The following is a 20,907-nucleotide window of genomic DNA, read 5'->3' on the forward strand; positions in this document are numbered from 1 at the left end:
ATTGGAGATCGAGGTGGCCTGGATCACCGATGAGGAGAGGCGAGATGACCGCGGACCTGAACGCGCGCGTGCGCGAGCTACTGGAGACCTACGACGGACCCGACGTCAGCGCGGCGGATCTGCTGTGCGACCGGCACCCCGCCGATCGGGTCGCGTTCACCATCGTCGACCCCGACCTGACCTCGACCGACCTCACCTACGGTGAGCTGCGCGAGCGCTCGCAGCGTTTCGCGGTCGCCCTCGCCGAGCTCGGGGTCGAACCCGGTGACCGCGTCGCCACCCTGATGTCGAAATCCGCCGACCTGGTGGTCGCACTGCTGGGCATCTGGCGTCGCGGCGCTGTCCACGTCCCGCTCTTCACCGCCTTCGCCGCCCCCGCCATCGCCTTCCGATTGACCGCGAGCGGCGCGACGATCGTCATTGCCGACGCCGATCAGGCGGCAAAACTGGTACCCGGCGATGACATTCCAGCCGATCCGCCGTGGCGTGTCATCATCGCCGGAGATGGCGATTCCGCAGCCGATGCGGCCGAGCCACTGCGGTTCGCGGATCTGCTCGCCGCGTACTCCGCCGACGACCCGCGAGCGGCTGCCGTGGCGGTCGGCGGGGACGGGCTGCTCGTGCAGCTGTTCACCAGCGGTACGACGGGTACGCCGAAAGGTGTGCCGATTCCGGTGCGTGCGCTCGCGGCATTCCATGCGTACCAAGAGTTTTCGCTGGACGTGCGGGCGGACGACGTCTATTGGAATGCGGCCGATCCGGGTTGGGCGTACGGACTGTACTGGGCGATTCTGAGCCCGCTGGCATCCGGCATTCGCAGCCTGCTGCTGCATGCCGCCTTCTCCGCGCCGCTGACCTGGCAGGTGCTCGAACGATTCGGGGTCACCAACTTCACCGCCGCACCGACCGTCTACCGCGCATTGCGTGCCGATAGTGCCGCTGCCCCAACGGGTCTCCGTTTGCGGCGCGCCTCGTCCGCGGGTGAACCGCTGACCCCGGATGTGGTGACATGGTCGGTCGAAACGCTCGGCGTCGCGGTGCGCGACCACTACGGTCAGACCGAGCACGGCATGCTCATCTGCAATTCCTGGCACGACGCACTGCGGGTGGACGCACCCGCGGGCTCGATGGGCCGGACGATGCCGGGTTGGCATTGCGCGGTGCTCGCCGAGGATGCCGACGTCGAAGCGCCGGTCGGCGAACTGGGCCGAGTCGCCATCGATACCGAACGCAGCCCACTGCTGTGGTTCCTCGGCTACCTCGACGCCCCGGAGCGCACCGCGCAGCGCTACACCGCGGACGGCCGCTGGTATCTGACCGGTGATGCCGGATCCCAGGATGCGGACGGTTTCTTCCACTTCTCGGCCCGCGACGACGATGTCATCATCATGGCTGGATACCGCATCGGCCCGTTCGAGGTCGAGAGCGTGCTGGTGCTGGATGAGCGGGTGGTCGAGGCCGCGGTGGTCGGGATGCCCGACGAGTTGCGCGGTGAGGTGCTCGAAGCATTCGTGGTGCTGCGCAATGGTTTCGAAGGCAATGCCGAACTCGAGGCCGAATTGCAGACCCTGGTGAAACGCAAGTTCGCCGCGCACGCGTATCCACGCAAGGTGCATTTCGTGGACGCGCTGCCCAAGACGCCCAGCGGTAAGGTGCAGCGGTTCATTCTGCGGCAGCAGGGGGTTCGGTGATGTCCGTACTTGCGAGTTACGCCTCCGGCACCGCGGAAACACCGCTGCTCGGCGAAACCATCGGCGATGATTTCGACCGCATGGCGGCCGCCTACGCGGATCGAGAAGCCTTGGTGGACTGTCCAACCGGTCGCCGCTGGACCTATCGCGAACTGGCGGCCGCGATCGACGCACTGGCCACCGGATTGGCCGAAGGCGGTATCGGCAAGGGCGACCGGGTCGGCATCTGGGCGCCGAACTGCGCGGAATGGTTCCTCACCCAGTACGCGACCGCGAAACTCGGTGCGATCCTGGTCAATATCAATCCGGCCTACCGCACCAGCGAACTGGAATACGTGCTGCGCCAAGCCGGTGTACGCACGCTGATCGCCGCGCCGGAATTCAAGACATCGAACTACGTCGCCATGATCGAGCAGATCCGCCCGAATTGTCCTGGTCTGGAACAAGTTCTGGTACTCGGCTCCCCCGAATGGGATGCGGTGGCGAATACCGCTATCGATGCCGAACGACTGAAGGCGATCGCCGCGACACTGTCGATGGACGACCCGATCAATATCCAATACACCTCCGGCACAACCGGTTTCCCCAAGGGCGCCACGCTGAGCCACCACAACATCCTCAACAACGGCTACTTCGTCGGCGAACTCTGCGGCTATACCGAACAGGACCGGATCTGCGTGCCAGTCCCGTTCTATCATTGCTTCGGCATGGTCATGGGCAATCTGGCGAGCACCAGTCACGGTGCGGCCGTGGTTATTCCGGCACCCGCATTCGATCCGGTCGCAACCCTCGACGCGGTCGCCGCGGAACGCTGCACCTCGCTCTACGGCGTACCGACGATGTTCATCGCCGTACTCGCGGAACTGGATTCGGGTAGGGACGTCGACCTGTCCAGCCTGCGCACCGGCATCATGGCCGGTTCACCCTGCCCGGTCGAGGTGATGAAGCGGGTGATCGATCGCATGGGGATGCGCGAGGTGTGCATCTGCTACGGCATGACCGAAACCTCGCCGGTATCGACCCAGACCCGCCGCGACGACGGCATCGATCGCCGCACCGCGACGGTCGGACGGGTCGGCCCCCATCTGGAGGTCAAAATCGTCGACCCCGCAACAGGTTTGACCGTACCGCGCGGCGAGCCGGGCGAACTGTGCACCCGCGGCTACTCGGTCATGCTCGGCTACTGGGCCGAACCCGAGAAGACCGCCGAGGCCATAGACGCCGCCCGCTGGATGCACACCGGCGATATCGGCGTCATGGACGGTGACGGATACCTCGCCATCACCGGTCGGATCAAGGACATGGTGATCCGGGGCGGCGAAAACATCTACCCGCGCGAGATCGAGGAATTCCTCTACACCCACCCGGACATCCTCGACGCCCAGGTGATCGGCGTTCCCGACCCGAAGTACGGCGAGGAGCTGATGGCCTGGATCCGAATGAAGGACGGCACAACACCATTGGACGCCGACGCGGTCCGCGCCTTCTGCACCGGCAAACTCGCCCACTTCAAGATCCCGCGCTACGTGCACATCGTCGACGAGTTCCCGATGACCGTGACCGGGAAAATCCGCAAAGCCGAAATGCGCGAGCTGGCTGCGGAACTGCTCGCGTCTTCGGACCGCGATGACTGATTTCGCGCAATTCGGTCATTCGCAACCCGGTTTACCTGGGCGTGGGCCGTTTGTCAGGTGACAACGGTAGTGTCTCGGGCGTGACGACAGCGCCCGAGATCGCCAGTTCAGCGACGAACACCGACACGACCGCCGCCGCACCGGCCGCGACCACAGCTCTGGCCAGCGTGGGCCGACGCATCGCCGATGAGCTCGGCGTGCGCGAGACCCAGGTCCGGGCCGCCGTCGAGCTGCTGGATGCGGGTTCGACGGTGCCCTTCATCGCGCGGTACCGAAAAGAGGTCACCGGTGGCCTCGATGACGCCCAGCTCCGCCAGCTCGACGAGCGCCTGACCTACCTGCGCGAACTCGACGAGCGCCGCGGCGCGATCATCGAATCAATCAAGGGCCAGGGCAAACTCGATGACACGCTGCTCGGGCAGCTGATGACGGCGGAGACCAAGGCCCGCCTCGAGGACATCTACCTGCCGTACAAGCCGAAGCGGCGCACCAAGGCGCAGATCGCCCGCGAGGCCGGTCACGAGCCCGTCGCCGATGCGCTGATCAGCGATCCGACCACCGACCCCGCGCAGTACACCGCCGAACAGCTCGACGGTGCTCGCGCCATTCTGGTCGAGCGTTTCGCCGAGGACGCCGATCTGGTCGGCGAGTTGCGCGAGCTGATGTGGAATCGCGGCCAGGTCCGCTCGAGCGTGCGGCCGGGCAAGGAGGAGGCGGGCGCGAAGTTCGCCGACTACTTCGAATTCAGCGAGCCGTTCAGCAAGCTGCCCTCGCACCGGATCCTCGCGCTGTTGCGCGGTGAGAAGGAAGAGATTCTGCAGCTGCAGCTCGAGCCCGATACCGAGGAGTTGAAGCCGGGGGAGCGGTCGGTTTACGAGGGCCGCATCGCGGTGAAGTTCGATATCGCCGATCGGGGCCGGGCCGCCGACACCTGGCTGCTGGATACGGTGCGCTGGGCGTGGCGCACGAAACTGCAAGTCAGCCTTGGCATCGACACCCGCATGCGGCTGCGTCAGGCCGCCGAGAAGGACGCCGTCGATATCTTCGCCGCGAATCTGCGCGACCTGCTGCTGGCCGCGCCCGCGGGTACCCGCACCACCATGGGCCTGGACCCGGGCTACCGCACCGGTGTGAAGGTCGCCGTGGTGGATGCCACCGGCAAGGTCGTCGCGACCGAGGTCATCTACCCGCACAAACCACAGGGCCAGACCGAGAAATCCCTGGCCGTACTCGGCGCGCTGGTGGCCCGATTCGGCGTCGAGCTCATCGCCATCGGCAACGGCACCGCATCGCGTGAGACCGATGCCCTTGCCGCCGAACTGATTTCGCGGATTCCGGAGAACAAGCCGACCAAGATCGTGGTCTCCGAGGCGGGGGCGTCGGTGTACTCCGCATCGGCGTACGCCTCGCAGGAACTACCGGATATGGACGTCTCGCTGCGCGGCGCGGTATCCATCGCCCGACGTCTGCAGGACCCGCTGGCCGAGCTGGTGAAGATCGACCCGAAGTCCATCGGCGTCGGTCAGTACCAGCACGATGTCTCCGAAACGCTGCTGGCCCGTTCACTCGGCGCGGTGGTCGAGGACGCGGTGAACGCGGTCGGTGTCGATGTGAACACCGCTTCGGTGCCGCTGCTGTCGCGGGTATCCGGAATCGCCAATTCGATCGCCGAAAGCATTGTGGCGCACCGTGATCAGCACGGACCGTTCCGCAGCCGCACCGCGCTGCTCGACGTGCCGCGGCTGGGACCCAAGGCCTTCGAACAGTGCGCGGGCTTCTTGCGCATCCGCGGCGGCGACGATCCGCTCGACACCTCCGCCGTGCACCCCGAGGCCTACCCGGTGGTGCGGCGCATCCTGGAATCGACCGGACGCGGCATGGCGGAACTGATCGGCAACACCACGGCCTTGCGCTCGCTGCGGCCCGCGGATTTCACCGATGAGAAGTTCGGTATCCCCACCGTCACCGACATCATCTCCGAACTCGAGAAGCCGGGTCGCGACCCGCGTCCGGAATTCAAGACGGCCGAATTCGCGGCGGGCGTGGAGAAGGTCGCGGATCTGCAGCCTGGGATGGTGCTCGAGGGTGTGGTCACCAATGTGGCCGCATTCGGAGCATTCGTCGATGTCGGCGTGCATCAGGACGGACTCGTGCACGTCTCGGCCATGTCGCACAACTTCGTCAAGGATCCGCGCGAGGTCGTGAAGTCCGGCGATGTCGTCAAGGTGAAGGTGCTCGAGGTCGATGTCGCACGTCAGCGCATCGGACTGTCGCTGCGGCTGGACGACGAACCGGGTGCCACGACCAAGGGCGACGGCGGTCGTGGCCGTGGCCAGGGCGGCGGCCGGGGCGGGCCGGATCGCGGTGGACAGCGGCAGAATGGTCAGGGTAGGCAGCAGAGCCAGGGTCGACAGCAGAATCAGGGCCGCAACCAGGGCAACCAGCGGCGCAATGCCCCCGCACCGAGCGGTTCGATGGCGGATGCGCTGCGGCGGGCCGGTTTCGGGCAGTAGGACGATACGGGCGGAGGTATGTAGGCGGCCATGCGACGGTGGCTCGAAGACGATGTGATCGGGCACGGCCGCCTCCCGCTGCTGTGCTTCCTCCTCGGGTTCATCGTCGGCTTCCTGCTGATCCGGCTCAGCGTCCGATTGATCCGCAAGCAGGTCCGCTGGTGGCCGGGCAATGTGCGCTCCGGCGGTGTGCACATCCACCACATGGTGTTCGGGGTCATCCTGGTGCTGCTGTCCGGCATCGGGATGGTCACGATGTACCAGAGCGCCACCACACTCACCGCGAGCCTGCTCGCCGCCGCCTTCGGTGTCGGCGCGGCCTTGACCCTCGACGAATTCGCGTTGATCTTCTACCTGCGCGATGTGTACTGGGAGGAGCAGGGCCGCACCTCGGTCGATGCGGTCTTCGTCGCGCTCGCGGTGACCGGACTGCTACTGCTCGGTTTCCACCCGCTGTGGCTGTTGGATATCAACGACTTCCGCCGCGACCCCAGCACTGAAGTCCGCATCTTCATTGTCGGCTTCGCCGTGGTGAACCTGGGGCTGGCGGCGATCGTCATTGCCAAGGGCAAGATCTGGACCGGCCTGTTCGGCATGTTCTTCCTGCCCCTACTCGTGGTCGGCGCATTTCGACTGAGCCGACCCGGCGCACCATGGGCCCGCTGGCGTTACCCGGGCAGGCGACGTCTCATGTATCGGGCGATAGTCCGTGAACGCCGCTACCGACGCCCGGTAATCCGCGCCAAGATCTTCGTACAAGACCTTGTCGCCGGAAAACCCGACGTCGTCCACGTCCGCGAGGCCGCAGAGGCCGAATTGGCCCGCACCGTCCTCCCCGCCCCACCCGCCCCCGCCCATTGGCACCTACCCTCGGTCGCCGACCACACCCACCGCGACTGACCCGCGCGCCTCTAGAGCACCCCACGCTCCCGAGAATGCGCTGAGGGAGGGTCGCTCTCGACGTTTGACTCCACCGTTGCATGGTGATCAAGCGTCCAGGACTGCATCGGGGAGGCGGGACGGGTCGGAGAGCAGGTCGATGGCGGCGATTTTGTCGTCGACGACGGTGAAGGTGATCAGTGAGACTGTCCTGCCCTTGGCGGTGTTGAGCAGCGCGGGTGCACAGTTGACCAGAACATGTTGCGAGGCAAAGGCATTGGCGGCGCGCCGGAAGGCGTCGAGCTGACCGGCCACCGTCGCGGCACCGCGCAGCACGCGCATGCCGCCGGCGAAGCCGGCTCCGGCGTCGGCGCGCAGCACCACGTCGGGGTCGAGGATGGCCAGCAGTGCGTCGAATTCACCGCCGCGGGCCGCCGCGAGGAAGGCCTCGACCACCCGCCGTTGGCGCGGCAGATCCCGGTCGGGACGCGGCGCTTCACGCTGAACCCGGCGGCGGGCGCGGCTGGCCATCATTTTGGCCGCGGTCGCGGATTTGCCGATGATCGGGCCTATCTGGTCGAACGGTACCGCGAACATATCGTGCAGTACGAAGGTCACGCGTTCTACGGGATTCAGCGCGTCCAGCACGACCAGCAGCGCCAGCCCGACCGAATCCGCGAGTACCGCTTGCTGTTCCGGCTGCGTGGCGTCATCGGCGGTGACGATCGGGTCGGGCAGATAGGCCTCTTCGCGGCGGGACTTGCGTGACCGCAACATATCCAGGCAGACCCGCCCCACGGTCGTGGTCAGCCAACCGCCGAGATTCTCGATTTCGGTGGTGTCGACCCTGGACAGCCGTAACCACGCATCCTGCACCGCATCATCGGCCTCGCTCAGCGAACCGAGCATGCGATAGGCGACCGCGACCAGATGCGCCCGGTGTGTCATGAATCGGTCTGCCAAAGAATCGTTTTCGCTCACAGGCATCTCCTCGATAGCTCGAAGAGATGACGGAACCGAGGCCCTGAGTGTGACAACCCGTTACCTTGTCGGGCCGCCATCCGTCACACAGTTATGAACCTACGAAAGCCATCCCGCCTGGCCTACCTCGGCGCCACCGGAATCTTGCTGACCGAAACCGTTGTCGGGTCCTACTGGGATCTCGCGCGCATCTCCTACGTCCGCGAGGTGTTCCAGCGACTCGAATACCGATGTACTTCGCCACCATCATGGGCGTCGCCAAGGCCGCAGCGGTCGCCGCGATCGTGACGCCAGGCTTTCCGCGCGCCGAGGAATGGGCCTACGCGGGCCTGACCTTCGTCTACGGCGGCGCGGCCGCCTCCCACATCGCCGTCGGCGACCAGCCGAAGGCGTGGCTCGGGCCGCTGGGTTTCGCCGGGCTCACTCTCGCGTCGTGGGCTCTGCGCCCAGCGAGGGCAGTTGCGGTCTGAGAGAGGAAGAGATCAGCCTATGGCTACACTCGACGGCGCGCCGCCTTCGGGTTCAGCGCGCCGGAGACCGACGGTCTCGCGGCCGCCGTACACCGCGCGGCCACCCGATAAGCCGGGCCCGATTTTTCCCGCGACCCGCCGATCTGGCACAATGCACAGGTTGCCCTGGGTGCATTCGGCCCACGGAGCACCCCTTATTCGGAGCACGAACCGGTCGAGCACGCCAGTGCCGCCAGGGTCCTCTGCTCGCGCGAACATCAGAAGGATGAAATGAACACCCTTGACTTCGTCGACGAAAAGTCGCTGCGCAGCGACGTCCCCGACTTCCGTCCGGGCGACACGCTCAACGTGCACGTGAAGGTCATCGAAGGCTCGAAGGAGCGCATCCAGGTCTTCAAGGGCGTCGTGATCCGGCGTCAGGGCGGCGGCATCCGCGAGACCTTCACCGTCCGCAAGGTGTCGTTCGGTGTCGGTGTGGAGCGCACCTTCCCGGTGCACAGCCCCAACATCGACCACATCGATGTCGTGACCCGCGGTGATGTCCGCCGTGCCAAGCTGTACTACCTGCGCGATCTGCGCGGCAAGGCCGCCAAGATCAAGGAAAAGCGCTGAGGTAGTAGCGGCACCGCTCGGCGCGAAAGTTCTTCAGCCAGCCCGGCATCGGACGTCAGTCATGGTGCCGGGCTAATCTGTTCGGCGTGGCAGACGAAAGTGGGTCGATGACGGTCTCCGATTCGGACGACGAGGGTGTGAGCCGCCGCTCGCGGCGCTCGAAGCGCAAGCAGCGCCCCTTCTGGCAGGAACTGCCTGTCCTCATTGTCATCGCCGCGGTCATCGCGGCACTCATGGTCAGTTTTGTCGGGCGCCCGTACGTCATTCCATCCCAGTCGATGGAGGAGACGCTGCTCATCGGCGACCGGATTTACGTGGAGAAGCCGAGCTACTACTGGGGCGAGCCGCAGCCCGGTGACGTCGTGGTGTTCGTCGGCCCGCCGTCCTGGAATACCCGCTACCAGTCGATCCGGTCCAGCAATGTCGTCGTGCGCGGCGTGCAGAACTTCTTCTCCTTCTTCGGACTCGTGCCGCCGGATGAGAACGATCTGGTGAAGCGGGTGATCGCCGTCGGCGGCCAGACCGTGCAGTGCTGCGACGCGCAGGGGCGGGTCATGGTGGACGGCAAGCCGTTGGACGAGCCGTACGTCCTGAACGACTACCCGTGGTACCCGGGGCAGCAGAACGCGACCTACCCGGCGGGCCGAGTATTCGGCCCGGTCAAGGTGCCCGAGGGCAACCTGTGGGTGATGGGCGACAACCGCAACCAGTCCGCCGACTCACGCGCCCATGTCAGCGATAACCTGCAGGGCACCGTCCCGATCGACAATGTGCGCGGCAAAACCGTCTTCAAGATCTGGCCGCCCACCCGGATCGGTCCGGTGAAAGCACAGGATCCCCAGACGAATTGATCGGGCGGGCCGCGGGATAATTGGATGGTGGGGCAGGGTCGAGTGGCTAGGGCTGATGGCGCGACTTCGGGCAACGGGTGGCCGCCGCGTGTCGTGATGCGTCGCGCCGGTGGGTTGCGCACGCTGGAGGCGGCGCTGATCCGCAGCGGACTCGGTCCGGTCGCCGGGGTCGATGAGGCCGGGCGCGGACCCTGTGCGGGGCCGCTGGTGGTCGCAGCCTGTCTGCTCGCTCCCAAGGCCTACGACAGGCTGGCCGGGCTCGACGATTCCAAGAAGCTCACCGAATCCGTGCGCGAGGAGCTGTACCCGGTGATCACCCGGCTGGCGCTGGCCTGGAAGGTGGTTGTCATCCCGGCCTGGGAGATCGATTCGATCGGCATTCACGTCGCCAATATCGAGGGCATGCGTCGTGCGGTCGCCGGACTCGGACAGACACCGGGTTATGTGCTGACCGACGGATTCCGGGTGCCCGGAATTCCGGTGCCGTCGCTGCCGGTCATCGGCGGTGACGCGGCCGCGGCCTGCATCGCGGCGGCGAGCATCCTGGCCAAGGTGACCAGGGATCGGATGATGGTCGAGCTGGACCAGCGGTTCCCCGGCTACGGATTCGCCGCGCACAAGGGCTACAACACGCCCGAGCACACGGCCGCGCTGGAGCGGCTCGGACCGAGCAGTGAGCACCGCCGATCCTGGCGCAATGTGCGGCTGGCAGCGGGGTTGCGGCCGGTAGCCGCGGCGGAGTACGCCGACGCGGAACTGGCCGACGAGGTTTTGCTGGAGGGCGTCGAACCGGATAGCCGAGTGGCTACCGACGCGGCGCATGCGCGATGATGTTGTCAGCAGACGCAGTGCGGCGAGAAGGAGGACGTCCCACCCGATGAGTGCCGAGGACCTGGAGAAATACGAAACCGAGATGGAGCTCTCGCTATACCGGGAGTACAAGGACATCGTCGGTCAGTTCTCGTACGTGGTGGAGACCGAGCGCCGCTTCTATCTGGCCAACTCCGTCGAATTGCGGCCGCAGAACGCCGACGGCGAGGTGTACTTCGAGGTGCGCATGAGCGACGCGTGGGTGTGGGATATGTACCGGCCCGCGCGCTTCGTCAAGCACGTTCGGGTGATCACGTTCAAGGACGTGAATATCGAGGAGCTGGAGAAGCCGGATCTGCGGTTGCCGGAGTAGGGCTCTGCTGCGCTTGGTCCCAATAGCATCGGGCACCGACAAGTAGGTGGAGTACAGGGGCCGGACGCCGGGGTTCTCCACAGCTGAGCGGGTATCCACAGGTTTTCTGTTCACGCAGGTCGCTGTGATCGGCTGCGGGCGCGATCCGGGCACGCTGAGCCGGTGGCAGAAAACCAGGCGCTCGGCGCACAAGGGGAAGAACTGGCGGCCCGATTCCTGCGGGCCGCCGGGATGGAGATCATCAGCAGGAATTGGCGATGCAGGTACGGCGAACTGGATCTGATCGCCCGGGACGGCCGCGTGACCGCCTTCGTCGAGGTCAAAACGCGAACCGGAACGAAGTTCGGCAGGCCCGCCGAGGCAGTCACCTTCGATAAGCAGCAGCGGATCAGGCGGTTGGCGCTGGTGTGGCTGGCCGAACAGGACGGTCCGTGGCGCGATATCCGCTTCGATGTGATTTCGGTGCTGCTGCACCGCGGCCACCGACCGGTCATCGATCACCTGAAAGCGGTGTTCTGATGGCGCTGGGGGTGGCGTATTCGGTCGCGGTGAGCGGGGTGGACGGCCAGCTGGTGGAGATCGAGGCGGATATCGGGCAGGGACTGCCGTCGGTGCATCTGGTGGGTTTGCCCGATACCGCGCTGCAGGAATCTCGCGATCGGGTCCGCTCGGCGGTGGCGAATACCGGGGAGAAGTGGCCGGACGGACGCGTGATCCTGGCACTGTCCCCGGCGACGCTGCCCAAGATCGGCAGCGTCTACGATCTTGCCCTCGCGATCGCGGTACTCGACGCGGCGGGTGCGGTCCCCTCCGATCGTCTCGGAAAGACCGTATTGCTAGGGGAATTGGCGTTGGACGGGCGCGTCCGCAGGGTGCGCGGCATTCTGCCCGCGGTGCTCGCGGCACGCAAAGCGGGTTGGACGCGGGTGATAGTGCCGGAATCCGTGCTCGCCGAGGCCGGTCTGGTCGATGGCATCGAGGTTTTCGGGGCCACGAGCCTGCGCACCGTGGTCGCCTGGCTCCGTGGTGAGGGCGGTCTGGTGGAGCCCGATGGCATGCTGCCCGAGACCGTGCGCTGCGGTGGCGATCTGAACGAGGTAGTCGGTCAGGAGGAGGCCAGGTGGGCATTGGAGGTCGCCGCGGCTGGCGGACACCATCTGCTGCTCACCGGGCCGCCCGGAATCGGCAAAACCATGCTGGCGCAACGTCTTCCGGGTCTGCTACCGCCGCTCACCGAATCCGAAGCGCTCGAGGTGACGGCCATCCATTCGGTCGCAGGCGCGCTCTCCGACGACGCCCCGTTGATCACCATGCCACCCTTCGTCGCTCCGCATCACTCCACCTCTGCCAGCGCCATGGTCGGCGGGGGATCGGGGACCGCGCGTCCGGGGGCCGTCAGCCGTGCGCATCGCGGGGTTTTGTTCCTCGATGAATGTGCGGAGATAGGAACCAAGGTCTTGGAAGCGATGCGAACGCCCTTGGAAGAGGGCGAAGTTCGCATCGCCCGCCGTGACGGGGTGGCGCGCTATCCGGCGCGTTTCCAGCTGGTCTTGGCCGCGAACCCCTGCCCGTGTGCCCCCGCCCGCGATGTCGACTGCATCTGTGCCCCGCTCGCACGCCGCCGATACCTGGGCAAGCTGTCCGGACCGTTGATGGATCGCATAGACATCTGGGTCCAGATGCACGGGCACTCCGGCGCATCGTTCGCCGCCGAGGAAGCCGAAAGCAGCGAAGTCGTGCGCCGCCGAGTCGCGGCCGCACGGCAAGCAGCGGTACAACGTTGGAAGGACTACGGCTGGGCAACCAACGCCGAAGTCCCCGGCCACATCCTGCGCCAACGTTTCCGACTTCCCCAGGAAGCAACCGCCCCCATCGAAGCCGCCCTCCGTCTGGGCCGTCTCTCCGCCCGCGGCGCCGACCGCGCCCTCCGGGTCGCGTGGACGATAATATGGCCTCTATGAGAGCCGCTGTCTACTTGCGCCAATCTCAAGACCGTGAGGGCAATGAGCTGGGCATAGATCGCCAGCGTAGTGACGCAATGCGTTTGATCAGCCAGCGTGGATGGACTGTGCATGGTGAGTACGTTGACAACGACACAAGCGCATCGAGCCGCAAGCGGCGCTTGCAGTTCGAGGCGATGCTGGAAGCTGTCGAGCGTGGCGAGGTGGACGTGATCGTCGCTCGGCATGTCGACCGGCTGCTGCGTCGCCTCTCCGAGCTGGAACGGGTGCTGGACCTCTGCGAGAAGCATCGCGCCTATGTCGTGACCGCCTCCGATGGCGTGGATACGTCTACAGACGGCGGCCGTCTGGTTGCTCGCATTCTCGCCGCGGTCGGGCAGGGAGAGGTCGAACGCAAGGGATCGCGGCAGCGATCTGCAGTGCAACAGGCAGCATCTCAGGGCAGATGGATCGGTGGACGCCGCGCGTTCGGCTACGAATCAGACGGCGTGACGATCCGCGAGGACGAAGCGCGGTTGATCAGGCAAGGGTATGACGACATTCTTGCCGGTGCTGGGGCTGCCTTTGTTGCTCGCAAATGGAATTCACAAGGGAGCAGTACCCCGCAGGGTCGTCTGGATGGTTCGGCTAAGTCATGGAATCACGAGAACGTTCGGACGGTGTTGGTGAATCCGCGATACGCGGGATTGCGACGACATCGCACTACCGCGCAGCGGCCCGACATTCGAAAGAACCCGACACTGGGCATCGCCGGACCTGCACAGTGGCCTGCGCTCGTCTCAGAAGAGAAGTGGCGTGCAGCCGTGGACATACTGTGCGATCCGGCGAGAATGAAGGCGCCATCCGGGCCGCGCCTTCTGCTGTCTGGCATCGCGGTCTGTGGTGTCTGCGGTGACAAGGTGCACGCCGGTGCCCGCAAGCGACGGATACCCACGTATCGTTGCCGGAGCGGAAGGCATGTATCTCGTCGTGCGGAACCGATTGAGCAGTTCGTTGAAGAAGTTGCACTCGCTCGCCTTCTCCAGCCGGACGCACTCGAATTCTTCGCCCCGAGGGTGCACGAAGATGTCGCACCACTGGTCGTTGAGGCTCAGGCGGTACGGGAGCGTCTCGGTTCCGTTGCCGATGAGTTTGCCGATGGTTCTATTACTGCTGACCAGCTCCGGCGGATAACGGAGCGCCTTAAAGACAAGCTTGCGAACCTGGAGGTGCAGATCGCCGAGGCAGGGCGCGCAGATGTGATTGCACCTGTAGTGAACTCGGCAGATATTTCGGCAACGTGGCGAGGGCTCGACACACACCGGAAGCGCGGAATCATTGACGCACTCATGGTTGTGACAATCGAACCTGTCGGCCCGGGGCGGCGTCAAGATGGCAGCTATTTCGCTGCCGACGGCATTCGAATCGAGTGGCGTAGCGACCATGAGTGATTGCAACTGCGTCACGTTTCAAAGTCGAATAACTACGTGGCTCTCTCGCTCGCATTGCGCGGATCCTCTGAGAGTGCGGGATCTGACCTGGGGGTTTGCGCCACTCACCATTGACTAGGTGCTGAGACTGGGCGTCCATGCCTTCGATCCGGGACAGGCCATCGAGGGCGAGGCCAAGTGGAGGCGGCTTGCGCCTGGCCTCTATTTGCGGCGCCGCAGGCCGATGCGCACCTGTCCCCAACCGCGGTCTTGGGGAGCGACTGCGGCCGGGGGCGTGGCTGCGTGTAGCAGGTCCCAAGTTGCCAGCAGGCGGGGGAGCGCAAGACTGCGATCCAACGGGTTAGTCGGCTTCACGGCAGATCGTAACCATCGGTAAGTGTGTGCTAATTGACACGACACTCGCTCGGCTGTTGAGAGCCATTTGCGATCATATTCCCGTCGAGAATTTAATCGAAGAACTTCCCGCCATACGGTTGCTTTCTCGCGACGGTCATGGATGTAGTGAAATCCGTTGATAAAATACGTGGACAGACCATTTTTCTGTAAACGCTTGCAGAGGTCTGTTTCTTCGCAGAACATAAAGAACCGGTCGTCAAATCCGCCGATATCTATAAACGCTCGATATGGGATCAGCAAGAAAGCGCCCATAACCCAGTCTACGCGCCGATCCTGCTTATATCCGGAGGGGGATCGTTGTATAACACTGGACCCCTTTGCCTTTTTCCATTCGAGTATGGGTGATGGGAATTCATCCCAAGACCAGACAAGCTTGTTGTCGAACGATTGTTGTCGAACGCCGATGCATCCTACGTGCTTGAGTGATCCGATGTAGTGGAGTAAATCCGTCATTGCAAATTCTAATCCGGCATCTGGATTTAGGATTAGAACGTAGTCCACTGGTTCGATGAGTTGAGATACTGCGTCATTGCATGCGGGACCAAATCCGATATTGCCGCCGTTGATGACATTGGTGACAGCTGGGTGGCCTTTGGCGACCAGCACTGAATCATCGGTTGAGCCGCAGTCTCTAACAATGATCTGTGCTTCTTTGCACATGCCCGGCGAAACCAGCGAATCCAGACATCTTGTAAGGTCGGCCTCGTTGTTGTGGCTGACGATTACCACGCCAAGGCGAGACGCATCGACGGTCATCCGCCTGTGACCTCCTAATTTTCGAGCTCCCGGGAAATTCTCCAAACACTATCAAACCATGCTTGTGACTGTTGTACGAATTGACCGTCTGTTTCTCGTGGACTCGTGTCGCCTGCTGTCGTATAGAACAACGCGGTGTCTTTTCCCATTAGATCCCACATCCGGGTCGGCTGTCCGTCCAGCACGATTTCATGTTCTTGTATGGCATAGTAGCCAAAGAACATCTCTGATTTATTGATAATGTAGAGCTTGAACATTGGTGCAGCGGGATACGCGCGGACCTCAACCGACGTTGATGAAATCAACCCCATCCGTTCCAACTCGTTAATCTCATCGGAAATCGCGAACGTGTGTCTGTCCATAATTCGTGCGGCTCGCTTCCGGAATGCGGGAACGTCTGCCATATCATCAATTCGTGCGGGCAAACTCCACGGATTTGACGGGTCGGGAATCAGAATTCGGACGGAAACCGATTCTGGCCGGAACCGCCCATCCCTGATCTTATCCAGAGGTTCGGACAATGCTCCGTGAAGGGTTTCGCCCGAGAATCCGGCGAAGTCAATTGTAACGGTTTGGTCGGTGAAGGCTCGCTCGATGTGTGGCCGCAATTCAACAGGGCGCTGTGCGCGTTCGCGAACGAACACGCCGCTGCCCTGACGTGAGACCACAAGCCCCTCTTCCTTTAGCGCTTCGACTGCCTTTTGGGCTGTCGCCTTAGCGACTCCATAGCGCTCGACCAACTCTGGTCCGGATGGGAGCTTTGCGCCTGGTCCGAGCTTGCCCGTAAGTATCGAGGCCCTTAGAACATCCGCGAGTTTGCGGAACGGCGGTCGCGAGTCGTCGGGATCGAGAGCGGTCATGGCACCAGCGTAAGCCCATCTACCTGCACCTTCATAGGCAGGCTAGCCCCCCGTTGACATGGCTAGGCAAGTTGGTTCACTATAAACCTACCTAGGGAAGTTTCCTCGATCGGCGTCGATCTTCCGTCCTTTTCCAGATAGAGGAGTGATTCACCTTGACGATAGAGACCCTTTCCGCGGCCGACGTTCCGCGCAAGCTGATCAGCCTGAAAACTGCAGCTGCGTTGGTGGATGTGGATCCGAAGACGATTCGCAATTGGATTGCCGCAGGTCAGTTGCAGGGGTTCCGTGTCAATGCACGGATGCTGCGTGTCAACCGTGACGAACTGCTCGCGTTGGTGCAGCCCGTTGCGGTCGCCCTGCCGGATGGTGCGGCATGAGTGTGCGGGAATTTGACGAAACACGTTCGTGCAGAACGAAGTTCCGTCGTGGCATGGATCCGCAGTCGATTGATGAGTACATCGAGGAAATCGTTGCTCAGGCACCGCCGCTGTCCGCGACGGCTCGCGACAAGCTGTCGGCTCTGCTCGGTGCACGAACGGGGAGGGCAGCGTAATGCGAATCCGCACAGTTGGATTCACCGTCGCTGCTGTGGCGGTTGTCTATTTGCTGCTGATGCAACCCGAGGTTGTCGGGGTCACGGTGATGCTCCTGGCCTTGGTGGCCGCATGGCGATTCCGCCCACGGATGGGGGTGCGGCGATGAGCATGAACGAGCCGTTCCACGATCCGGTCGACTTGCTGGACGAGTTGGACTCGATCATCCAGGCACACGAGCTGTTGCGGCAGCGCACGATTGCATTGCAGGCGCGCTATGCAGCGCTGGAGCCCTACGCGGAGCGGTACAACAATCCGCCACCAAGCGCCGATCGGAGGCCGGTCGAGAAGTACGGCCGCATCAACGTCGAGTACACCGCGATCCGGCTTGGCGATGCGGCCAAGGATATGGCCGGCACGGCGAAGTTCCACTTGCATCCGGCTCGTGAGTTGGCGGAGAAGGTCCGCGAGTACCCGCAGCCCGAGCGAGACCAGTCCGCTGAGACGACCGCGCCTACCTCCGCCCTCGTCGCGGTCACAGAGCACACGCTCGCGGACCTGGTTAACGGTCGCGAACGGGCCGAGCGGGACGGAGCCGAGCGGTGATCGGGCCGGTGGTGAAGACCGATGCTCAGGTCGCTCGCGCGGGTGGGCAGCTGTTTGGGCTGCTGCCGCCGCTGTTGCGGCTCGGGCTGCTGATGTTCGGTCTGTTGATCGCGTTCGCGGCGTGCGGGAAGGCGTGGATCGATTTCCAGGATTACGTGCCGTCGCCGAATGTGTGCCGCCATGACCAGGTAGCGCATGCTGCGGAGCTGGGTTGTGTTCCGCCGCAGGATATTCCGACTCCTACGGGGTGGCGGCGATGACCGAGCAGCCGACCGAGGGCGGTATCCCGGTTTATCAGTGGCGTTGCGCGCCTTCGCATTTGCGGACTCGTCGCCAGTTGGCGGCGGATGGTTTGCGGCCGAATGGGCAGGACATCGCGGGCAAGGTGCAGCGTCCGCGTCGGGCTGGGGAGCCGTTGACGGCCTACCTGTATGACATCAATCTCGCTGCTGCGAAGCGGGAGGCGTCACCGGCGCAGCTGGTCGCGTTGGCGAAGGCCACGCGTGAGCACCAGTTGCGGGCCGCGGAGCGTCGCGGCATCGACCGTGCCGAGTTCGAGCAGGTCGGGGATCCGGGTCCGGGCTGGAACACATCCACCAGCGCTCTTGCGAACTATCGGCCCGGCAGTGCCTTGGCTGTCTCGCTCGCGCGTGGCGCCGAACGAGAGGGGATGGACCGATGAGCATTCGTTTTTCTCCGCGCGACATGGCTGGGCTGACGATCTTGGCCGAGATGTACGGGGCGCCACTGGATGTCGTCGCCGAGATGTTGGGCGTGAGCATCAACCGCGCGTACCGGATCACGGCGAAGTGGGCAGCGGCGCACATGATCAGCGACAAGCGGATGCGGCCGGTACCGGGACCGTCGTGGATCTTCCCGACGAAGGCCGCGGCTGAGGCCCTGCTCGGCAGGTCGGTGCGCCACTGGGTTCCCACACCCAAGATGGTTGCCCACACCAAGGCGGTGTTTCAGCTGCGGTTGGCGCTGACCGGAATGGATCTGGACCGCTGGATTTCTGAACGTCAGCTGCGTTCCGAGGTCGGTCTGTTGAAGGCCGGGCAGCCGCGTCCGCATATCCACGACGGTCGCTACATCACTACTGCTGGTGATTTGTGGGCGGTCGAGGTCGAGCTGACGGCGAAAAGCATTAGTACAGCGCGTAATTCGGTGGCGCAAGCGCTGCATGTCGCCGATAGCGCCGACTGTGCGGGCTTGACCTTCTACTGCCGTGGTGAGGCGGTCAAGAACGTGATCCGGACCGCTGCGGCCGGTCTGGGTCGCTCAGGCGGGCCGAAGTTGACCCTCACCGATCTGGACGAGCTGCTGGCCAAGAAGCACACCGAGTCCTCGCCGGTTTCGCGACCCGGGCTCCGGGTGATCGCGGGCGGTGCCGCTGATCACGAAATTCCCCAGGTCTCAGACCCGAACAATGGAAAGGCGGTCTGATCATGACCTGCACTCCGATGATCACTCCGGCTGATTGCGCGCCGTACGTGCCGACACCAGCGGCCACACCGGTTCCGACGCCGACCGAGGTGCCGCGGATCGATGTCCATCCGACGATGCCGCCGGTCGGGATCAAGCACGACCCGCTGGGTTGGCTGCCCGATTTCTCGTCCTGGAGTTGGGACAGCGTCGGCGATGGCGCCCTGCTCGGGGCGGCGGTTCTGGTGACGGTCCTGATCGGCACGTTGGTGATCCTGGCACCGGCCACCTTGCTGGGGTGGAAGCCGCAGCGGCTACGGAACTGGCTGTTCGGCAGCGTGTTGGCGATGCCGGGCGCGGCGGCGTTGTGGGCGTGGGATGTGTTCGCACCCGCTCGCGACTTCGCCCAGGCCGCAACCGAGTTCATGGCCGGGCAATACGGCGGGGGCCTGTTGGGGATGGCATCGATGCTGATTCCGGCAGCGTGGTTGACCGCGACCATCACCTACACCCGCAAGCGTGTGCAACTGGCAACAGTGGGTTTGGCATCCCCGGCCCGCACCGAACGGGCGCTGTTCATGCAGGCCCAGCGTGAGCAGCGGGCCGCTACCCGGTTGTCGCGTCGGCGTCTGCCGTTCACGACCGGCGGGCTGAACCCGGAGTTGGTGATCGGGCGCTTGGCGGTCGAATGCGACCAGGCCCCACCGCGTTCGATGCTGCGGTCCCTTACCGGCCGCACCGAGACCCGGCTGATCCTGCCATGGATCAACGTCGCCGAGCACTTCAGCACCGTCGCATCCAGCGGATCGGGTAAGACGACACTGCTCAAGCGGGTGCTGGTGTCGTGGTTCGTCACCACCTGGACGCGGCATCGGCAGTGGTGGCGACTGGATCGTCCCGGTCGACCGCTCGCGATCGTGGTCGACTGCAACGGCGGCCCCGAAAGCCGCAAGGTCGCAGCCAGTCTGCGGAAGTGGTTCCGCGCGTTGGGTGTCCCCGGCGACCGCATCGGCGTCTTCCCCGACGACGTGTCACTGGGACTGTGGAACGCCAGTGTCGATGACCTGCGCTCGATCCTGTCGGCGATGATCTCCGGCGGATCGACACCGACCACCGACACCGAGAAGTACTTCCACGAGATCCGCGAGACCCTGATCCACCTGGTCGTGGACGCCCCCGCCCGTGTCGAGCTGATCGACGGGGTTCCGACCCCGATCGGTGAGAACCCGCCCCGGTCCTGGATCGAGTTCTTGTCGCGGCTCAATCCCGACAAGCTGGCGCGGTTGTGGGGTGGTGAACTCGGGGCGACGCCGTGGACCGGGGTCATGGGCGTGGAGATGGAGATCGCCTCGACGCTGGATGGCAAGCAGCCGGTCATGAACTCCGCCCGCGCGGAGTTCGCGAATCTGTACCGGTCGTTGGGTGATGCGTTCGACGGCGACAAGCAGCTCACTGATTTCGACCTGATCTACATCGTGCTCGAAGGCGTGAAGACCCCTGATCGTGCCCGTGCTCAGTTCGGTGCGCTCGGCACGATGTTCGAGCAGCTGGCCGACAAGCAGCACGGCCGTACCGCGCTGATGGCGGTGGACGAATTCAGCGCCGTATCGGATGGCAAGACCCGCGCGGTGAAGTGGGTTGAGCGGCTGCGTAAGGCGGGCATCGGGTCGTGGTGGATCGCGCAGTCCTGGCAAGGCTTGGGCCACGACGACGACAACCGCGACGCCCTGGTCTCGGCCGCCTCGGGTGGTTCGCTGTTGATGCGGTCTCCGGATCCGGAGACCTTGGCGAAGAAGTATGGCACCCGCCCGAAGTTCGAGCTGTCGCGCAAGTTGATCAGCGGTAACCGCGACGGCGACGAAGGCAACGTCCAGTCCTCGGATCAGTTCCTGATTCCGCCGAACCGGTTGCGCGCCATGCAGAAAGGCGACGTGGTGCAGGTCTCGGGCGGTCGTGCCCGCTGGGGCTTCATCTCGCCGTTGAACGACGACGAGCGCGAGCATATGCGCCCGCTGCCGGGCCTGAACCGCTTCACCGAGCCCGAAACCGGCGACACCGACGCTCTGGCGCCGGTGATCGATCTGCCCAAGCGCCGTCCGGCGTAATCCCGTTTACCGCAAGGA

General features: G+C 64.5%; 22 protein-coding genes. 19 read left to right on the top strand and 3 right to left on the bottom strand.

Features of this window, described 5'->3' with window-relative positions; translation table 11 throughout:
* The first annotated feature begins 44 nt into the window (after positions 1–44).
* From ACQP1T_RS11325 to ACQP1T_RS11340, 4 genes are all read left to right on the top strand, one after another.
* Positions 45–1,691, top strand: a complete 1,647-nt coding sequence (locus ACQP1T_RS11325; protein ID WP_433759890.1) for an AMP-binding protein — start codon at positions 45–47, stop codon at positions 1,689–1,691.
* Complete coding sequence (locus tag ACQP1T_RS11330) at positions 1,691–3,325, top strand: AMP-binding protein (protein ID WP_433759891.1); 1,635 nt, start codon at positions 1,691–1,693, stop codon at positions 3,323–3,325. Before ACQP1T_RS11325 ends, ACQP1T_RS11330 begins: the two co-directional genes overlap by 1 nt.
* A 98-nt stretch (positions 3,326–3,423) precedes the next feature.
* Positions 3,424–5,838: a Tex family protein gene (locus tag ACQP1T_RS11335; RefSeq protein ID WP_433762142.1), complete on the top strand. Its 2,415-nt coding sequence runs from the start codon at positions 3,424–3,426 to the stop codon at positions 5,836–5,838.
* 30 nt (positions 5,839–5,868) lie between these two features.
* Positions 5,869–6,738, top strand: coding sequence for a hypothetical protein (locus ACQP1T_RS11340; RefSeq protein WP_433759892.1), 870 nt, complete (start codon positions 5,869–5,871; stop codon positions 6,736–6,738).
* An 87-nt stretch (positions 6,739–6,825) separates the two neighbouring features.
* On the opposite strand, the gene ACQP1T_RS11345 is transcribed toward ACQP1T_RS11340, so the two are convergent.
* Positions 6,826–7,698: a sigma-70 family RNA polymerase sigma factor gene (locus tag ACQP1T_RS11345; RefSeq protein ID WP_433759893.1), complete on the bottom strand. Its 873-nt coding sequence runs from the start codon at positions 7,696–7,698 to the stop codon at positions 6,826–6,828.
* 230 nt (positions 7,699–7,928) lie between these two features.
* Between ACQP1T_RS11345 and ACQP1T_RS11350 the strand changes: the two genes are divergently transcribed.
* The 8 genes from ACQP1T_RS11350 (at position 7,929) to ACQP1T_RS11385 (ending at position 14,205) form a co-directional block, all read left to right on the top strand.
* On the top strand, positions 7,929–8,168 hold the full coding sequence (locus tag ACQP1T_RS11350) for a DoxX family protein (RefSeq protein ID WP_433759894.1): 240 nt from the start codon (positions 7,929–7,931) through the stop codon (positions 8,166–8,168).
* Positions 8,169–8,438: 270 nt separating this feature from the next.
* On the top strand, positions 8,439–8,780 hold the full coding sequence (rplS, locus tag ACQP1T_RS11355) for a 50S ribosomal protein L19 (protein WP_011210681.1): 342 nt from the start codon (positions 8,439–8,441) through the stop codon (positions 8,778–8,780).
* 107 nt (positions 8,781–8,887) lie between these two features.
* Positions 8,888–9,631 carry a signal peptidase I gene (lepB, locus tag ACQP1T_RS11360; RefSeq protein ID WP_397032691.1) on the top strand — a complete coding sequence of 248 codons (744 nt, stop codon included), beginning with the start codon at positions 8,888–8,890 and terminating at the stop codon, positions 9,629–9,631.
* Between the two features lie 96 nt (positions 9,632–9,727).
* The gene (locus ACQP1T_RS11365) at positions 9,728–10,462 is read left to right on the top strand and encodes a ribonuclease HII (RefSeq protein ID WP_433762144.1); all 735 of its coding nucleotides are present in this window, start codon (positions 9,728–9,730) and stop codon (positions 10,460–10,462) included.
* A 46-nt stretch (positions 10,463–10,508) separates the two neighbouring features.
* Positions 10,509–10,814 (top strand): DUF2469 domain-containing protein, encoded by a 306-nt coding sequence (locus ACQP1T_RS11370; protein WP_011210678.1) that lies wholly within the window; start codon positions 10,509–10,511, stop codon positions 10,812–10,814.
* A gap of 162 nt (positions 10,815–10,976) precedes the next feature.
* A complete protein-coding gene (locus tag ACQP1T_RS11375; RefSeq protein ID WP_433759895.1) occupies positions 10,977–11,333 on the top strand; it encodes a YraN family protein in 357 nt (118 codons plus the stop codon).
* Complete coding sequence (locus tag ACQP1T_RS11380; RefSeq protein ID WP_433759896.1) at positions 11,333–12,775, top strand: YifB family Mg chelatase-like AAA ATPase; 1,443 nt, start codon at positions 11,333–11,335, stop codon at positions 12,773–12,775. The genes ACQP1T_RS11375 and ACQP1T_RS11380 overlap by 1 nt, the downstream gene beginning before the upstream one ends.
* Positions 12,772–14,205, top strand: coding sequence for a recombinase family protein (locus ACQP1T_RS11385; protein WP_433759897.1), 1,434 nt, complete (start codon positions 12,772–12,774; stop codon positions 14,203–14,205). Before ACQP1T_RS11380 ends, ACQP1T_RS11385 begins: the two co-directional genes overlap by 4 nt.
* A 201-nt stretch (positions 14,206–14,406) precedes the next feature.
* On the opposite strand, the gene ACQP1T_RS11390 is transcribed toward ACQP1T_RS11385, so the two are convergent.
* Both ACQP1T_RS11390 and ACQP1T_RS11395 read right to left on the bottom strand, forming a co-directional pair.
* Complete coding sequence (locus ACQP1T_RS11390) at positions 14,407–15,357, bottom strand: glycosyltransferase (protein WP_433759898.1); 951 nt, start codon at positions 15,355–15,357, stop codon at positions 14,407–14,409.
* Between the two features lie 14 nt (positions 15,358–15,371).
* A complete protein-coding gene (locus ACQP1T_RS11395) occupies positions 15,372–16,217 on the bottom strand; it encodes a GntR family transcriptional regulator (RefSeq protein WP_433759899.1) in 846 nt (281 codons plus the stop codon).
* A 155-nt stretch (positions 16,218–16,372) separates the two neighbouring features.
* Between ACQP1T_RS11395 and ACQP1T_RS11400 the strand changes: the two genes are divergently transcribed.
* The 7 genes from ACQP1T_RS11400 (at position 16,373) to ACQP1T_RS11430 (ending at position 20,889) form a co-directional block, all read left to right on the top strand.
* Positions 16,373–16,597, top strand: a complete 225-nt coding sequence (locus tag ACQP1T_RS11400) for a helix-turn-helix domain-containing protein (protein WP_433759900.1) — start codon at positions 16,373–16,375, stop codon at positions 16,595–16,597.
* Positions 16,594–16,773, top strand: coding sequence for a hypothetical protein (locus ACQP1T_RS11405; protein ID WP_433759901.1), 180 nt, complete (start codon positions 16,594–16,596; stop codon positions 16,771–16,773). Before ACQP1T_RS11400 ends, ACQP1T_RS11405 begins: the two co-directional genes overlap by 4 nt.
* A gap of 145 nt (positions 16,774–16,918) precedes the next feature.
* Positions 16,919–17,359, top strand: a complete 441-nt coding sequence (locus ACQP1T_RS11410) for a hypothetical protein (RefSeq protein ID WP_433759902.1) — start codon at positions 16,919–16,921, stop codon at positions 17,357–17,359.
* Positions 17,356–17,619 (top strand): hypothetical protein, encoded by a 264-nt coding sequence (locus ACQP1T_RS11415; protein ID WP_433759903.1) that lies wholly within the window; start codon positions 17,356–17,358, stop codon positions 17,617–17,619. Before ACQP1T_RS11410 ends, ACQP1T_RS11415 begins: the two co-directional genes overlap by 4 nt.
* Positions 17,616–18,041, top strand: coding sequence for an RRQRL motif-containing zinc-binding protein (locus ACQP1T_RS11420; RefSeq protein WP_433759904.1), 426 nt, complete (start codon positions 17,616–17,618; stop codon positions 18,039–18,041). The genes ACQP1T_RS11415 and ACQP1T_RS11420 overlap by 4 nt, the downstream gene beginning before the upstream one ends.
* The gene (locus tag ACQP1T_RS11425) at positions 18,038–18,805 is read left to right on the top strand and encodes a hypothetical protein (RefSeq protein ID WP_433759905.1); all 768 of its coding nucleotides are present in this window, start codon (positions 18,038–18,040) and stop codon (positions 18,803–18,805) included. The genes ACQP1T_RS11420 and ACQP1T_RS11425 overlap by 4 nt, the downstream gene beginning before the upstream one ends.
* A 2-nt stretch (positions 18,806–18,807) precedes the next feature.
* Positions 18,808–20,889: a hypothetical protein gene (locus tag ACQP1T_RS11430; RefSeq protein WP_433759906.1), complete on the top strand. Its 2,082-nt coding sequence runs from the start codon at positions 18,808–18,810 to the stop codon at positions 20,887–20,889.
* Positions 20,890–20,907 lie beyond the last annotated feature (18 nt).

The organism is Nocardia sp. CA-135398 (assembly GCF_050955845.1).
Taxonomy (GTDB): Bacteria; Actinomycetota; Actinomycetes; order Mycobacteriales; family Mycobacteriaceae; genus Nocardia.

What these genes read in the sequence shown, in the direction of transcription:
- lepB (WP_397032691.1), top strand. Translation starts at nt 8,888, where the DNA reads ATGACGGTCTCCGATTCGGACGACGAGGGTGTGAGCCGCCGCTCGCGG.
- ACQP1T_RS11425 (WP_433759905.1), top strand. Translation starts at nt 18,038, where the DNA reads ATGAGCATTCGTTTTTCTCCGCGCGACATGGCTGGGCTGACGATCTTG.
- ACQP1T_RS11325 (WP_433759890.1), top strand. Translation starts at nt 45, where the DNA reads ATGACCGCGGACCTGAACGCGCGCGTGCGCGAGCTACTGGAGACCTAC.
- ACQP1T_RS11370 (WP_011210678.1), top strand. Translation starts at nt 10,509, where the DNA reads ATGAGTGCCGAGGACCTGGAGAAATACGAAACCGAGATGGAGCTCTCG.
- rplS (WP_011210681.1), top strand. Translation starts at nt 8,439, where the DNA reads ATGAACACCCTTGACTTCGTCGACGAAAAGTCGCTGCGCAGCGACGTC.
- ACQP1T_RS11385 (WP_433759897.1), top strand. Translation starts at nt 12,772, where the DNA reads ATGAGAGCCGCTGTCTACTTGCGCCAATCTCAAGACCGTGAGGGCAAT.
- ACQP1T_RS11365 (WP_433762144.1), top strand. Translation starts at nt 9,728, where the DNA reads ATGCGTCGCGCCGGTGGGTTGCGCACGCTGGAGGCGGCGCTGATCCGC.
- ACQP1T_RS11330 (WP_433759891.1), top strand. Translation starts at nt 1,691, where the DNA reads ATGTCCGTACTTGCGAGTTACGCCTCCGGCACCGCGGAAACACCGCTG.
- ACQP1T_RS11430 (WP_433759906.1), top strand. Translation starts at nt 18,808, where the DNA reads ATGACCTGCACTCCGATGATCACTCCGGCTGATTGCGCGCCGTACGTG.
- ACQP1T_RS11390 (WP_433759898.1), bottom strand. Translation starts at nt 15,357, where the DNA reads ATGACCGTCGATGCGTCTCGCCTTGGCGTGGTAATCGTCAGCCACAAC.
- ACQP1T_RS11340 (WP_433759892.1), top strand. Translation starts at nt 5,869, where the DNA reads ATGCGACGGTGGCTCGAAGACGATGTGATCGGGCACGGCCGCCTCCCG.
- ACQP1T_RS11395 (WP_433759899.1), bottom strand. Translation starts at nt 16,217, where the DNA reads ATGACCGCTCTCGATCCCGACGACTCGCGACCGCCGTTCCGCAAACTC.
- ACQP1T_RS11350 (WP_433759894.1), top strand. Translation starts at nt 7,929, where the DNA reads ATGTACTTCGCCACCATCATGGGCGTCGCCAAGGCCGCAGCGGTCGCC.
- ACQP1T_RS11410 (WP_433759902.1), top strand. Translation starts at nt 16,919, where the DNA reads ATGAGCATGAACGAGCCGTTCCACGATCCGGTCGACTTGCTGGACGAG.
- ACQP1T_RS11405 (WP_433759901.1), top strand. Translation starts at nt 16,594, where the DNA reads ATGAGTGTGCGGGAATTTGACGAAACACGTTCGTGCAGAACGAAGTTC.
- ACQP1T_RS11420 (WP_433759904.1), top strand. Translation starts at nt 17,616, where the DNA reads ATGACCGAGCAGCCGACCGAGGGCGGTATCCCGGTTTATCAGTGGCGT.
- ACQP1T_RS11380 (WP_433759896.1), top strand. Translation starts at nt 11,333, where the DNA reads ATGGCGCTGGGGGTGGCGTATTCGGTCGCGGTGAGCGGGGTGGACGGC.